The sequence below is a fragment of the Georgenia thermotolerans genome, from assembly GCF_009193185.1.
Taxonomy (GTDB): domain Bacteria; phylum Actinomycetota; class Actinomycetes; order Actinomycetales; family Actinomycetaceae; genus Georgenia; species Georgenia thermotolerans.
In genome coordinates this window covers 39,125-53,117 of record NZ_VUKF01000011.1, presented here as the reverse complement: position 1 = coordinate 53,117, position 13,993 = coordinate 39,125, and the positions used below count along the sequence as shown (strand labels likewise).

Genomic DNA, 13,993 nt, shown 5'->3' with positions numbered 1-13,993 from the left:
TCCTCCGGTACGTCGGGTCGATCAGGTACCGGAGGTCTCTTCCGCCCCGCGCGGCCCATCGGCCGTGGGACTGGTGGCGCCGAGCGGACGTCATCACCCGCTGTGCTGACGGCTGCCACCGAGTGGGAATACTCCCCTCCGCCGTCGAGAGTACCGGGACGTTTCGGGCGCCCGCCACACGGGCGGGCGCCCCGGTGGAGAGACGCTGCTCTCAGCCGACCTCGGCCACCACCTGCGGCAGCCGCGCGAACATCCGGTCGAAGACCTCGGCGCGGTCGAACTGCAGGGCGTGGGCCCGGGCCCGCCGTTCCCAGGCCGCCCGCTCGCCGGGGGAGAGGTCGAGCACGGCCCGGTCGAGGGCCGCGGCGACGGCGTCGGGGTCCTCCACCGGCACGATGAGCGCGCAGTCCCCGACCGCCTCGCCGATGCCGCCGGTGTCGGTGGTGATGACCGGCCCGCCGCCGGCGAGCATCTTCTCGACCAGGGCGATGCCGAACGTCTCGACGAACTCCGGCCGCGGCTTGCTCGGCAGCACGTAGGCGGCGCTGCCGGCCATGAGGTAGGGCTTCTCCTCGTCCGAGACGTCGTCGAGGAAGGTGATGCGCTCGGCCGCCCCGGAGGCCACCGCCGCCTCGCGCAGCGCGGCCGCGTCGGGGCCCCGCCCGGCGATGACGAGCCAGGCGTGGTCGCGGGTGCGGCTGCGGGCGAAGCCGGCGATGAGATCGTCGACGCCCTTGGCGTGGGCGAGGCGGGAGAGGAACAGCACGTAGCCGCCCGCCTCCAGGCCACGGCGGGCCAGGTGCGCGTCGAGCTCGCCGCCGTCGAGGTCGAGGTAGGCGGCCGTGTCGATGGCGGGGTAGGAGATGCCGATGCGCTCGCGGCAGCGGCGGGCGAAGTCGGTGCCGTGCCGGGCGTCGATCTGGGCGGCCTCGGCCACGATGAGGTCGCGGGTGTACTCCGAGACGGCCAGGCACACGTCCTGGCTGAGGTAGCTCGAGAGCACGTGCGCCGCGGCACCGAAGCGGTCCTCCTCCACGCACGCGCGGACCACGTTCGTCACGTCGGAGCCGACCGCCTCGGCGATCGTCGTGACGTCGACCGGCAGCCCGGTGTCGCGGGCGACCCGGACGGCGTCGGCGACGGCGACCGTGTGCGGGCTGAGGTAGAGCGACAGGCACACCGTGGGCACGCCGTCGGTGAAGAGCTCGACGAGGCGGCCGGTGAGACCGGCGAGGTAGCGCCCGTCGGGCACCTTGTAGTCCCCGACCGGGGCGGGCCGTTCGACGACGATGCCCTCCCGGTAGGGCAGTACCCGGTCCAGCGGCTTGAGCGGCAGCCCGGCCGCCTCGAGCCGGTCGAGGGGCCAGGTGATGATGCGCACCTCGTCGAACCCGCGGTCCAGGGCCGCCTCGGCGAGGTTGCGGGCCTCGCCGGAGTGACCGCAGATGACGGGGTCGGCGCGCACGACGATCACGAGGCGGCGGTCGGGCTGGGTCACGCGGGTACCTCCGGTGCTGGGGTGGTCGGGGTGATTCTGCCGGGGTGGGACGGCGGGCGCGGCGTCGATCCCCAACCGGTCGGGGTGGGCCCGAGCTCGAGCTCGAGCCGGCCGCCGCGGCGCAGCTCGGCCGCGGTGAGCCAGCTGCGCTCGAGCGGGGCGCCGTCCAGGCGCGCGGCGCGCACGTACTGCGCCGGCCCGCCACGCTCGGGCGGGACGAAGCCGGTCGTGTCGATGCTGAGCACCTCCGGGCCGATGGTGATCTCGGCGTGCTCGTGCGCCGGAGCGTTGAGCAGGACGAGGTTCTGGCCCGCCACCGGGAACAGCCCCAGCGAGGCCCACACGTACCACGAGCTCAGCCCGCCGGAGTCGTCGTTGCCGGGCAGGCCGCCGCGGCCGGTGCCGAAGCGCTGGTGGACGACGGCGTGGACCACCTCCGCCGTCCGGTCCGGGCGGCCGGCGTACTGGTAGGCCCACGGGGCCTCCATGTCCGGTTCGTTGTTGAGCCCCTCGAACCGGTCCAGGGCGTAGCCGCGGGCGAGCTCCTCGGCGCCGGGGTGGACGCCGGGCAGCGCCACCGGCTCCGCCCCGAACCCGAAGAACCGGTCGAGGAGGCCGACGAACGCCGCGTCACCGCCGGTCAGGCCGATGCGGGCGGCCATGTCGTGCACGAGCCGGAAGGAGTAGTTCCACCGCCCGCCCTCGTAGAAGGTCGAGTCCCGCAGCAGCCCGGTGGCGGGGTCGAAGGCGTTGACCCAGCGGTCGGCGAGGCGCTCGAGCTCCTCCGCCAGCGTGCCGTCGCCCACGTGGCGCGCCACCTTCGCGGTGCACCAGTACCCCATGGCCAGGTCGAGGGTGTGGCTGACCGGGTGGGCCAGGCCGCGCAGGAGGAAGTCCTCGCCGTAGTCGCGGCGCAGGTCGATGTGCATCAGCGCCAGGGCCCAGTCCCAGTCGATGCCGGGCAGTCCTAGCTCGCACAGGTCGGCGAGCAGGGTGTGCGCCAGCGCGCTGCCCTGGCGGCTGAACCGGTCGGCACCCTTGGCCATCCGGTAGCCGATGGGCAGGTTCCCCTCCTCCTCGCAGACGGTCAGCAGCGCCCGGGCCAGCTCGACGGCGCGCTCGGGCACCAGCGTGGTCAGCAGCGGCAGCTGCGTGCGGTAGATGTCCCACATGGTGCTGACGTCGAACGCGAACGGGCCCGGGCCGGGCCAGAACGGGCTCTCCGCCGGCGCCAGGCACGGCTTGATCAGCGAGTGGTACAGGGCCGTGGAGAACACGGTCTTGCGCTCGGGGGTGGGGGCGTCGACCCGCACGAGGTCGAGGTGCTCGCGCCAGGTGCGCGTCGTCGCCTCCCGGCGGGCGGCGAAGCTGGTGGGCCCGGGCCCGCAGTCGCGGTAGAGGTTCTCGCGGGCCTGCTCGGGCCCGCGCAGGGAGAAGCCGAAGCGCAGCTCCACGCTCTGCCCGGCCCTGGTGGGGCCGGCCCACATCAGGCCGAACGGGCGCAGGGTGGTGGGGCGGATGGAATCGAAGTCGAGCCGGGTGCCGCCGGGCATGAGCCGCCGGTCGTACCACAGCAGCTGGCGCCACTGGTCGGCGTCGCACTCGACGTGGACGGCGAGCGGCGCGCCCTCGACGACGATCTCGCCCTGGGCCGCCCCGGGAGCGACGGACTGCAGGTACGCGCGCAGCGGGACGGTGCTGCCGAAGGGGATCTCCAGGCCGCCGTGGGAGAAGTCGACGACGAGCCGGGCGTCGCGGTGGCGGGGGAAGGTGTAGCGGTGCACGGCGCTCTTGGGACCCACCGTGACCTCGCATCGGATGCCGGTGTCCAGCGTCGCGGCGTACCAGCCCGGCGCGGCCTCCTCGTCGTGCAGCGCCCAGGAGGTGCCCAGGGCGTCGAGCGGCTCGAGCATCGGCGAGACGCGGAAGTAGTTGTAGTACTTGCGGATCGCCCCGGTGCCGGACTGCTGGAAGTGGGCGAGGCCCGAGGCAAGCTGGCGGTCGTGGATCGGGGCCGGCACCCCCTCGGTGCTCAGGTCGTAGCGGCCGTAGCCGGTGGGGTAGGCGCCGGAGTAGGCACAGGCGGAGACCATGCCCAGCGGGAAGGTAGCGCCGGGATGGGTGTTGCCGATCTGCGGCTTGGGCGACCACCACGTCGCCGCCAGCCCGACGGGCGCGGGCAGGTCGGTCGGCTCGGTCCCGATGAACGGGTCGACAGCGTCGATCATGAGCCCCCCTCTCCGCGGTGTCCCGCCTGCCCCGTGGCCGCACACTACGGCCGGAGGCTGTCCGTGTCGTGACGGAACCGCCGACGCGTTTCGGCGCGGCGAGGTCCCCGGAAGGGGCCAGCGGCGCCGCCGGAGAGAATACGTCCATGACGCGTGGATTCCTCTCCGACAACTCCTCCGGCGCGCACCCCGCCGTGCTCGCCGCCCTGGCCGCCGCCAACGAGGGGCACGCGCCCTCCTACGGCGCCGACCCGGTCACCGCGGCCCTGGAGGAGCGGGTCCGCCAGCACTTCGGTCCGCACGCGCGGGTCTTCCCCGTCTTCAACGGCACCGGCGCCAACGTCCTCGCGCTCAAAGCGCTGCTGCGCCCGTGGGAGGCGGCCGTCGCGACGGCGGAGTCGCACATGGTCACCGACGAGTCCACCGCCCCCCAGCTGGTCGGCGGCATGCGCCTGGTCACCGTGCCCGCGGCGGCCGGCAAGGCCACCCCCGCGCTGCTCGCCCCGGCCTTCGACGCCGACGACGGCACCGTCCACCACGCCCGGCCGGCCGCGGTCACCGTCGCCCAGAGCACCGAGCTGGGCACCACCTACACCGTCGCCGAGCTCGCCGAGCTGACCGCCTTCGCCCGGGCGCGCGGGGCCCGCGTCCACGTCGACGGCGCCCGCCTCGCCAACGCGGCCGCCCGCCTGGGCACGACCCTGCGCGAGCTGACCGCCGACGCCGGCGTCGACGTCGTCTCCCTCGGCGCGACCAAGAACGGGGGCCTGCCCGGCGACGCCGTCATCGTCCTGGCGCCGGACCTGGCCGAGCCGGTCGACCGGCTGCGCAAGGCCACCACCCAGCTGGCCTCGAAGATGCGCTTCGTCTCGGCCCAGCTGCTCGCCCTGCTCACCGAGGACCTGTGGCGACGCAACGCCGCCCACGCCAACGCCGCCGCCGACCTGCTCGCCGCCCGGCTGGGCGAGCTCGGCGTCGAGCCCGTCTACCCGGTCGAGGCCAACGCCGTCTTCGTCCCCGTCCCGCCCGCGGCGCTGCCGGCCGTCGTGGCCGAGGCGCCCGTGCTGGCCTGGGACGCCCGTGCGGGGGTGGTGCGCGCCGTCGCCTCCTTCGACACCACCGAGGAGGACGTCGAGGCGCTGGTCGCCGTGCTCGCGCGGCACCTGGGGTAGATCGCCGGGGCACTGTTCCGTGCGGGCACGTCCCGGCGAATCGGTGCGAGCGCGTCCGCCCTGTTCCGCGCCGCTGCGAGCGCGCCCGTCCTGCTCCGCGCTACTCCGTGCGCGCCAGGGCGGCCCGCTCGTCCACGGACAGCAGGACGCAGAACTCGTTGCCCTCCGGGTCCGCGAAGACCACCCATCCGGTGCCGGGACCGTACTGCCCGCGACGGTCCGCGACTTCTCGCGCACCGAGCCGGCGCACGCGCTCGACCTCCTGGTCCCGCGTGCCCTCGCGTGGCCGGAGGTCGAGGTGGATGCGGTTCTTGACCGCCTTGCCCTCCGGCACCTCGATGAACAGCAGCCGGTGCCCGCCGTCCGGGTCGACGATCATGCACTCCTCGTCGCCGGGGTCGTTCGGGTCGTCAGCGAGGTCGACGTAGCCCAGGAGCTTCTTCCACCACTCGCTCAGCTCGTAGGTGTTGGTGCAGTCGATGCTGGTGTGCGAGACGAAGGAGGTCATGCGCGCCAGGGTGGCCGCCCCGGGCTCCGATGTCACGCGTTTTCCCACCTGGGCGCCCGGGCAGCTCGTTCCGGTCCGGGCCCATCCGGTTCGCCGATAGCATCCGCGCAGGCCGCGGCGCCCGCCCGGCCCCGCGGGAGGAGGCCGGATGAGCGTGCTGGCGATCGAGACCGCCGGGCTGCGCAAGACCTACCGCGGCCGGCGGGGCCGCCGCGTGGCCGTGCAGGAGCTCGACCTGCGCGTGCCGGCCGGCGGGGTGCACGGGTTCCTCGGGCCCAACGGCTCGGGCAAGACGACGACGATCCGTATGCTGCTGGGCCTGGTCCGGGCCGACGCCGGCACGATGCGCATCTTCGGCGAGCCGGTCCCCGAGCGGCTGCCCGACGTGGTGGCCCGGGTCGGGGCGATCGTGGAGTCGCCGAGGTTCTTCCCCGCCTTCTCCGGCGAGAAGAACCTGCGGCTGCTCGCCGGCGCGATCGGCGCCCCGCCCGCCCGGGTGGGCCAGGTCCTCGAGCAGACCGGGCTCGCCGAGCGGGCGCGGGACCGCTACCGCGGCTACTCCCTCGGCATGAAACAGCGCCTGGCGATCGCGGCCACGCTGCTGAAGTCCCCCGACCTGCTCATCTTCGACGAGCCCACCAACGGCCTGGACCCCGCCGGCATCCGCGAGATCCGCGAGACGATGCGCCGGCTCGGCGAGGCCGGCGCGACCGTGCTGGTCAGCAGCCACATCCTCGCCGAGGTCGAGCAGGTGGCGGACACCGTCTCCATCATCGGCCACGGGCGGCTGCTCGCCGAGGGGCCGGTCGCGCAGGTCATCGGCGCCCGCGGCGACCTCAGCGTCCGGGTCGGCGTGGCCGACGTCGACGCCGCCGAGCGGCTGCTCACCGCCAAGGGCCTCCTCGTCGAGCGCGACGGGCCCGGCCTGCGCGTGCGCGGCACCCCAGACCCGGCGCGCATCACCTACCTGCTGGCCCGCCAGGGTCTCTACGTCCACGAGCTCGTGCCGCTGCGCCGCGACCTCGAGTCGGTCTTCCTCGAGCTCACGGCGGGCGCCGGGCTGGGCGAGCATCCCGGGTCCGGGGCGGCCCAGCCGGTCCCGGCCGGCCGTGCGGGAGCCGCGGGGGAGGAGTCGTGACGCGCCTGACCCGGGTGGAGCTGCGGCGCCTGTTCAGCCGCCGCCTGGTGATCCTCGCCCTCCTCGCCGGCGTGGTGGTCACCGGGTTCTTCCTCCTCACCGCCTGGACCGCCGCCCAGCCCATGACGCCCGCCGAGCAGGCCCAGGCCCAGCAGTGGTACGACGACGCGCGCGCCGACTGGGAGCGCAACGGCGAGCAGATCGTCGCCCAGTGCCGGCAGGACGAGGCGGACCAGCGCGCCCAGGGCCAGGACGTCGACTTCGGCTGCGACCAGCTCGGCCCGCAGCCGGAGCACTTCCTCACCACCGTCCAGCCGCTCGCGGAGAGCCTGCCCACCACGCTGACTCTCCACGCGTTCGTCCTCCTGCTGCTCGCGTTCCTCGTCGGCGCCACCGCCACCGCCGCCGAGCTGAGCACCGGCGCGATGACCAGCTGGCTCACCTTCGAGCCGCGACGCCTGCGGGTGTATGGCTCGAAGGTGCTCGCCGCCGGCCTCGGGACCGCGCCGGCCGCCGTCGTCCTGCTGCTCGTGCTCGTCGGCGGCGCCTGGCTGATCACTTCCGGGGCCGACGCCGCCGGCTCGATGACCGCGGCGGCCTGGCGCGCGACGGCGGGCACGATGCTGCGGATCCTCGCCCTGACCGTGCTGGCCGCCGTCGCCGGGGCGGCCCTGGGGTTCCTGCTGCGCCACACCGCGGCCGTGCTCGGGCTCGCCGTCGGCTACCTCGTCGTCGTCGAGGGCGTCGTCGGCTCGGCGCTGCCCCGCTCACAGCCGTGGTTGGTCCGGCCCAACATCGAGGGCTGGATCCTGGGCGGCACCTCCTACTCGATCCCCGACTGCACCACCGGGCCGCAGGGACGGATGTGCGACCTCATCACGCACGAGCTGTCGCTCGGCCGCAGCACCGGTTACCTCCTCGTGCTGGTGGCGGCCGTCGTCGTGCTCGCGGCGGTGGTGTTCCGCCGGCGCGACGTGGTGTAGGCAAGGCGCCATGACCACCCAGGACACCCAGGGGCCGGCGGCGCCGACGCCCTGGCCGGAGCTCTCCAGCGCGCCGGTCCTCCGCCCCGGCGACGACGCCGCGGCCGACGGCGTCACCGTCACCGGGCCGCGCCGCATCTGGGCCGGCCCGCTCGACGTCGAGGCCCTCGCGGTGGGCAGCGTCCGGGAGGCGGCGCGGGCGGCCGCCGCGCTCGCGGACCGCCGCGGCGCCCCGCGCTGGGTCTCCCTCGACAGCCGGCACGTCGCCGCCGCGTTCGACGACTTCCGGCACCTGCGGGTGGCCGGCCGCGCCCCGGAGGCGTGGGCGCCGCTGTCGACCTTCTACCCCGCGGCCGACGGCTGGGTGCGGGTGCACGCCAACTACCCCCACCACCGCCGGGCGCTGCTCACCGCCCTGGGCCTGCCACCCGACGACGACGGCGCCCGCGCGGCGGTGGCCGAGGCCGTGGCGGCCCTGCCCGCCCACACGGTCGAGACCCGGGTGCGTGCCGCCGGGGGCGTCGCCGCGGCCCTGCGCACCCCCGCACAGTGGCGCGCCCACGAGCAGGGCCGCCTGGTCGCCGACCTGCCGCTCGTCGACCTCGCGCGCACCGACGCGCCCGGCCGCGCGCCGGCGCCCACCGACGGCCCGCCGCTGGCCGGCGTGCGCGTGCTCGACCTGACCCGGGTCCTCGCCGGCCCAACCGCCACCCGGCTGCTCGGCGCCCTGGGGGCCGACGTGCTGCGCATCGACCCCCCGGACAACCCCGAGCTGCTCGACCAGCACCTCGACACCGGGTTCGCCAAGCGCTCCGCCGTGGCCGACCTGACCGACCCGGTCACCCGGCACCGGGTGGACGAGCTGCTCGCCGGCGCGGACGTCCTCGTCACCGGTTACCGGCCCGGCGCCCTCGCCGGGCTCGGCCTGGACGCCGAGGCGGTCCTGGCCCGCCGGCCCGGCCTCGTCGTCGCCGAGCTGTCGGCCTGGGGGCCGACCGGCCCGTGGGGCCACGAGCGCGGCTTCGACAGCATCGTCCAGGTCGCCACCGGCATCGCTTCCGTCTACGGGACGGGGGAGGGGCATCCGGGAGAGCAGAGGCCGGGGCGGGAGGGGCCGGCCTGGCGGCCCGGCGCGCTGCCGGTGCAGGCCCTCGACTTTGCCACCGGCTACCTCGTGGGCGCCGCCGTCATGCGGATGCTCGCGGGTCGGGCCGACCACGGCGGCGGGGTGGCCCGGGTCGCCCTGGCGCGGGTCGCGGCCGAGCTGCTGGGCCTGGGCGCGCCGCCGGGGGAGGGGCCCGCCGGACCCCCGGCGGGGGCCGGTTCGCCGACGGCGACGGGAGCCGGGGCGCCGTCGGCGGCGGGGGCCGGCGCGGGGCCCGCCGTGCCGCTGCGCCGGTGCGCCTCCGCCTACGGCGACCTGGACTACGTTCCCCCGCCCCTCGCCGTCGACGGCGAACCGCTGGACTACCCCGCCCCGCCGGCGCCGTACGGGGCGGCCGCGCTGGCGTGGTAGGTCACCAGCGGGCGTGCACCTGCTCGCGGATGCGCGCGTCGTAGAGCCGCTCGAGCGCGTCGAGGAGCTCGGGCGACAGCTCCGGCAGCCCGGCGGCCGCGGCGTTGCCCCGCGCCTGCTCGGGCGTGCGGGCCCCCGGGATCACCGTGCTCACGCCCGCCTGCTGGATCACCCACCGCAGGGCGACCTGCGCCGGGGTCGCGCCGGCCGGTCCGAGGTCGGCGACGAGCCGGGCGAACTCCTGCGCGGCGTCGACGCCGGTGTCGTAGTCCACCCCCGAGAAGGTCTCCCCGACGTCGAAGGCGCTGCCGTCGCGGTTGAAGGTGCGGTGGTCGGACGCGGCGAACCGGGTGTCGTGGCCGTACCGCCCGGTGAGCAGCCCCGAGGCGAGCGGCACGCGGGCGATGATGCCCACCCCGCGCGCGGCCGCGGTCGGCAGGACCTCCTCGAGCGGCTTGCGCCGGAAGACGTTGAGGATGATCTGGACGGTGGCGAGGTTCGGGTGGGCCATGGCGTCCAGCGCCTCGGCGCTGGTCTCCACGCTCACCCCGTAGGCGGCGATGCGGTCCTCCGCCACCAGCGTCTCCAGCGCGTCGAAGACCGCGTCGCTGGCGTGCACGGCGGACGGCGGGCAGTGCAGCTGGACCAGGTCGAGCCGGTCGACGCCGAGGTTCCGGCGGGAACGGTCCGTCCACTCCCGGAAGGCCTCGAGGTGGTAGGCCTCGGGCACCTGGGCCACCCGCCGTCCCATCTTCGTCGCCACCGTGACGTCCAGGCCCGGGTTGTCCCGCAGGTACCCGCCGATGATCTGCTCGCTGCGCCCGTCGCCGTAGACGTCCGCGGTGTCGAAGAAGGTCACCCCGGCCTCCGCCGCCGCGGCCAGCACGCCGCGCGCGGTGCCCTCGTCCACCTCGCCCCAGTCGGCCCCGAGCTGCCAGGTGCCGAGGCCCACCACCGACACCTGCCGGCCGGTGCGGCCGAGCGTGCGCTGCTCCATGTCGTCTCCTCTCGCGCGGCCCACGCCGCGCCTTTCGTACCCGTGATCGGCACCATCCTGCCGCGCCCCGCCCGCCCCGCCGCGCCGGGCGGGCCGCCACGCCGGTTCGTCGGCAGGTGCTGCCGAAGTGGTGCCCGCGGCGCCCCGGCGGGGCCGTGTCGGCCCGCAAACCGCGTGGACACGCGGAAAATCGGCGCGTGAAAGCGACAACTTCGGCGGGCGGTGCGTAATGTCTGGGCGCAGCGGCGCCGAAACGCAGCGCCCGAACCGAACGATGAGAGGTTTTCCATGTCCGTCAACCGCACCGAGCTCGTCGCCGCCGTCGCCGAGCGCTCCTCGCTCACCAAGTCCCAGGCCGACGCCGCCCTGTCGGCGCTGCAGGAGGTCCTGGTCGACTCCCTGAGCAAGGGGGAGCCCGTCAAGGTGACCGGCCTGCTGAGCGTCGAGCGTGTCGAGCGCGCCGCCCGCACCGGCCGCAACCCCCGTACCGGCGAGGAGATCCAGATCCCCGCGGGCTACGGCGTCAAGATCTCCGCCGGCTCGGCCCTGAAGAAGGCCGTCGCCAAGTGACGTCGCGCTGATGCGCCGAGGACGGGCAGGGCCGCGGGCCCTGCCCGTCCTCACATCCCGGCCCGGACGCCGGATCCCCGGCTCGTACGCCGGCCGCACCCGCACCCGCACCCACATCCCGGACCCGCCGCCCGCGGCGGTCCTGAGCGCTCGCCAAGGAGGAGACCCCGCGTGGAGGTCGTCATCCAGCCCAGCGCCGAGGCCATCGCCGTGCTGGTGGCCGACGCGATCGAGCGGCTGCTGGCCGCCAAGCCGGACGCCGTGCTCGGCCTGGCCACCGGCTCCAGCCCCCTGGCGGTCTACGACGAGCTGGCCCGCCGCTGCGCCGCCGGCCGCGTCTCCTTCGCGCGGGCCCGGGCGTTCATGCTCGACGAGTACGTGGGACTGCCCGCCGACCATCCCGAGCGCTACCGCAACGTCATCGACCGGGAGTTCGCCTCCCGGGTGGACATCCCGCCCGACGCCGTCCAGGGCCCGGACGGCAACGCCGAGGACCTGCCGGCCGCCTGCGCCGCCTACGAGGCCGCCATCGCCGACGCCGGCGGGGTGGACCTGCAGCTGCTCGGCATCGGCACCGACGGGCACATCGCCTTCAACGAGCCGGGCTCCTCGCTCGCCTCGCGCACCCGCCTGAAGACCCTCACCGCCCAGACCCGCGCGGACAACGCCCGCTTCTTCGGCGGCGACGTCGGGCTAGTGCCCCGCCACTGCCTCACCCAGGGCCTGGCGACGATCATGTCGGCCCGCCACCTCGTCCTCGTGGCCACCGGCCGGGCCAAGGCCGAGGCCGTGCACCAGCTCGTCGAGGGCACCGTCAGCGCCCGCTGGCCGGCGACGATCATGCAGCACCACCCGCACGCCACCGTCCTGCTCGACGACGCCGCCGCCTCCGGCCTGCAGCTCGCCGAGTACTACCGCGACGCGTTCGCCGGCAAGCCCGCCTGGCAGGGCCTCTGACGGCGGCGCCCCGGCCCGGCGGCCCGCCGACGGAGGAGCCCGGCCGGCGCCGGCGAGGGGCGCGCCACACGCCCCCGCGCACACGGACCTCAGCCGGGTGGGCGTGCTTAGACTGGCTCCCATGAGTTCGACGACCCCCGACCAGCCCACCGGCCCCCAGCCGCCCGCCTCGCCCTCCACGCAGCCGGCCGCCGGGACCGGTGTGCTCGAGCGTGAGGAGCTGCGCGAGCAGGTCTCCCCGGGGGACGAGGAGCGCTACGCCCACTACGTGCGCAAGGACAAGATCACCGCGTCGGCCGTGACGGGCCAGCCCGTCGTCGCCCTGTGCGGGAAGGTCTGGACGCCCGGGCGCGACCCCAAGAAGTACCCGGTCTGCCCCACCTGCAAGGCCATCTACGAGGGCATGAACCCGCCCGGGGACGAAGGCGGCAAGGGCCGAGGCTGGCCCTTCGGTCGCGGCCGCGGCCGTGACGGCGCCTCCTCGGGAAGCGGGGAGTGACCGCCCCGCACCAGCGCAGGACGTCGACGCCCCCCACCGGCCCCACGGTCGTCTCCACGGCCGCGGCCGAGCAGCTCTCGCCCGCCTTCCCGGCGCGCGCGGCCTGGGGGACGGCGTCGCGCCTGCGTGCCTGGCAGGCCGAGGCGCTCCAGCTCTACCTGGAGCAGCAGCCCCGCGACTTCCTCGCCGTCGCCACCCCCGGCGCCGGCAAGACGACCTTCGCCCTGCGCATCGCCACCGAGCTGCTCGCCCGCGGGGTCGTGCGGCGCGTGACGGTGGTGTGCCCCACCGAGCACCTCAAGACCCAGTGGGCCGACGCCGCCGCCCGGGTCGGCATCCAGATCGACCCGAACTTCAAGAACGCCCAGGGCCGCCACGGCGCGAGCTTCGACGGCGTGGCGCTCACCTACGCCCAGGTGGCCGCCAACCCCGCCCTGCACCACAACCGCACCACGGCCGAGCCCACGCTCGTCATCCTCGACGAGATCCACCACGGCGGCGACGCCCTGAGCTGGGGCGACGCCGTCCGTGAGGCGTTCGAGCCGGCCCGGCGCCGGCTGGCGCTGACCGGCACCCCGTTCCGCTCCGACACCGCCGCCATCCCGTTCGTGCAGTACGAGCGCGACGGCGACGGCATCCGCCGCTCCAAGGCCGACTACTCCTACGGCTACGGCGACGCCCTGCGCGACGGCGTCGTGCGCCCGGTCATCTTCCTCAGCTACTCCGGCCAGATGCGCTGGCGCACCCGGGCCGGCGACGAGGTCGCCGCCCAGCTGGGCGAGCCGCTGACCAAGGACATGATGAACCAGGCCTGGCGCACCGCGCTGGACCCCAAGGGCGAGTGGATCCCCGCCGTCCTCTCCGCCGCCGACCAGCGCCTGAGCGAGGTGCGCCGCTCGGTGCCCGACGCCGGCGGCCTGGTCATCGCCACCGACCAGAACTCCGCGCGCTCCTACGCCAAGACCCTGCACTCCATCACCGGCGAGCCCGCCGTCGTCGTCCTGTCCGACGACGAGGGCGCCAACCAGCGCATCGAGGACTTCGCCGCCGGCCAGCAGCGGTGGATGGTGGCGGTGCGCATGGTGTCCGAGGGCGTCGACGTCCCGCGCCTGGCCGTCGGCGTCTACGCCACCGCGACGGCCACGCCGCTGTTCTTCGCCCAGGCCGTGGGCCGCTTCGTGCGCGCCCGGCGCCGGGGCGAGACGGCGTCGGTGTTCCTGCCCTCCGTCGCCCACCTGCTCGGGCTCGCCAACGAGCTCGAGGTGGAGCGCGACCACGCCCTCGACCGGGTGCAGACCGCCGAGGAGAAGGGCACCTTCTTCACCCCGGAGGACGCCCTGGTGGCCGCGGCCAACCGGGAGGAGAAGGCCTCCGGCGAGCTCACTCTGCCCGGGTTCGAGGCGCTCGAGGCCCAGGCGACCTTCGACAAGGTCCTCTTCGACGGCGGCGAGTTCGGCACCGGCGCGGAGGTCGGCTCGGTGGAGGAGCAGGAGTACCTGGGCCTGCCCGGGCTGCTCGACCCCGAACAGGTCACCGCCCTGCTGCGGGCCCGCCAGGCCGAGCAGGTCAAGGCGCAGAAGCGGCAGGCCAAGGCCCAGGCCGCCCGGCACCAGAACGCCGGGGTGGACGACCACCGCCGCCGTGCCGCGGCCCGCAAGGAGCTCAACACCCTGGTCTCGGCCTGGTCGCGGCGCTCGGGCAAGCCCCACGGCGTGGTGCACACCGAGCTGCGCAGCCGGTGCGGCGGCCCGGAGGTGGCGCTGGCGCGCACGGAGGAGATCGAGGCGCGCATCTCCCTGCTGCGCAAGTGGTTCGTCGGCCGGAACTGACCGGCCGGCGCGCCTAGCACGGACCGCGCGGGACGGTCAAGCCCCTTCCGGATGCGGACTGGCCCGACCACTGCCACTCTCTGAGCAGGCGAAACACG

At 75.4% G+C, this 13,993-nt stretch carries 12 protein-coding genes; 8 read left to right on the top strand and 4 right to left on the bottom strand.

Annotated features, from left to right (window positions below):
- Window positions 1-211: 211 nt before the first annotated feature.
- Window positions 212-1,498 carry a glycosyltransferase gene (locus GD970_RS07020; protein ID WP_152202176.1) on the bottom strand — a complete coding sequence of 429 codons (1,287 nt, stop codon included), beginning with the start codon at window positions 1,496-1,498 and terminating at the stop codon, window positions 212-214.
- Window positions 1,495-3,726, bottom strand: coding sequence for a glycoside hydrolase domain-containing protein (locus GD970_RS07015; RefSeq protein ID WP_152202175.1), 2,232 nt, complete (start codon window positions 3,724-3,726; stop codon window positions 1,495-1,497). The genes GD970_RS07020 and GD970_RS07015 overlap by 4 nt, the downstream gene beginning before the upstream one ends.
- 146 nt (window positions 3,727-3,872) lie before the next feature.
- Here GD970_RS07015 and GD970_RS07010 point away from each other — a divergent pair, with 146 nt between their 5' ends.
- Entirely contained in the window at window positions 3,873-4,898 is a 1,026-nt protein-coding gene (locus tag GD970_RS07010; RefSeq protein WP_152202174.1) for a threonine aldolase family protein, read from the top strand.
- Window positions 4,899-4,998: 100 nt separating this feature from the next.
- Here GD970_RS07010 and GD970_RS07005 read toward each other — a convergent pair whose 3' ends face one another.
- Window positions 4,999-5,406 carry a VOC family protein gene (locus GD970_RS07005; protein ID WP_152202173.1) on the bottom strand — a complete coding sequence of 136 codons (408 nt, stop codon included), beginning with the start codon at window positions 5,404-5,406 and terminating at the stop codon, window positions 4,999-5,001.
- Window positions 5,407-5,554: 148 nt separating this feature from the next.
- On the opposite strand from GD970_RS07005, the gene GD970_RS07000 reads away from it, so the two are divergent.
- Genes GD970_RS07000 through GD970_RS06990 form a run of 3 tightly spaced genes read left to right on the top strand, consistent with a single transcriptional unit; the run spans window position 5,555 to window position 9,043 of the window.
- The gene (locus GD970_RS07000) at window positions 5,555-6,544 is read left to right on the top strand and encodes an ABC transporter ATP-binding protein (protein WP_152202172.1); all 990 of its coding nucleotides are present in this window, start codon (window positions 5,555-5,557) and stop codon (window positions 6,542-6,544) included.
- The gene (locus tag GD970_RS06995) at window positions 6,541-7,527 is read left to right on the top strand and encodes an ABC transporter permease (RefSeq protein ID WP_152202171.1); all 987 of its coding nucleotides are present in this window, start codon (window positions 6,541-6,543) and stop codon (window positions 7,525-7,527) included. Before GD970_RS07000 ends, GD970_RS06995 begins: the two co-directional genes overlap by 4 nt.
- 10 nt (window positions 7,528-7,537) lie before the next feature.
- Window positions 7,538-9,043 (top strand): CoA transferase, encoded by a 1,506-nt coding sequence (locus GD970_RS06990; RefSeq protein ID WP_152202170.1) that lies wholly within the window; start codon window positions 7,538-7,540, stop codon window positions 9,041-9,043.
- Window position 9,044: 1 nt separating this feature from the next.
- On the opposite strand, the gene GD970_RS06985 is transcribed toward GD970_RS06990, so the two are convergent.
- Window positions 9,045-10,040: an aldo/keto reductase gene (locus GD970_RS06985; protein ID WP_152202169.1), complete on the bottom strand. Its 996-nt coding sequence runs from the start codon at window positions 10,038-10,040 to the stop codon at window positions 9,045-9,047.
- A 288-nt stretch (window positions 10,041-10,328) separates the two neighbouring features.
- Here GD970_RS06985 and GD970_RS06980 point away from each other — a divergent pair, with 288 nt between their 5' ends.
- The 4 genes from GD970_RS06980 to GD970_RS06965 all read left to right on the top strand — a co-directional run bounded on the left by GD970_RS06980 (window position 10,329) and on the right by GD970_RS06965 (window position 13,895).
- Complete coding sequence (locus tag GD970_RS06980) at window positions 10,329-10,610, top strand: HU family DNA-binding protein (protein ID WP_152202168.1); 282 nt, start codon at window positions 10,329-10,331, stop codon at window positions 10,608-10,610.
- 171 nt (window positions 10,611-10,781) lie between these two features.
- On the top strand, window positions 10,782-11,567 hold the full coding sequence (gene nagB / locus GD970_RS06975) for a glucosamine-6-phosphate deaminase (RefSeq protein WP_152202167.1): 786 nt from the start codon (window positions 10,782-10,784) through the stop codon (window positions 11,565-11,567).
- Between the two features lie 121 nt (window positions 11,568-11,688).
- Window positions 11,689-12,066 (top strand): DUF3039 domain-containing protein, encoded by a 378-nt coding sequence (locus GD970_RS06970; protein WP_152202166.1) that lies wholly within the window; start codon window positions 11,689-11,691, stop codon window positions 12,064-12,066.
- The gene (locus GD970_RS06965) at window positions 12,063-13,895 is read left to right on the top strand and encodes a DEAD/DEAH box helicase (RefSeq protein ID WP_152202165.1); all 1,833 of its coding nucleotides are present in this window, start codon (window positions 12,063-12,065) and stop codon (window positions 13,893-13,895) included. The genes GD970_RS06970 and GD970_RS06965 overlap by 4 nt, the downstream gene beginning before the upstream one ends.
- The last annotated feature ends 98 nt before the right edge of the window (window positions 13,896-13,993 follow it).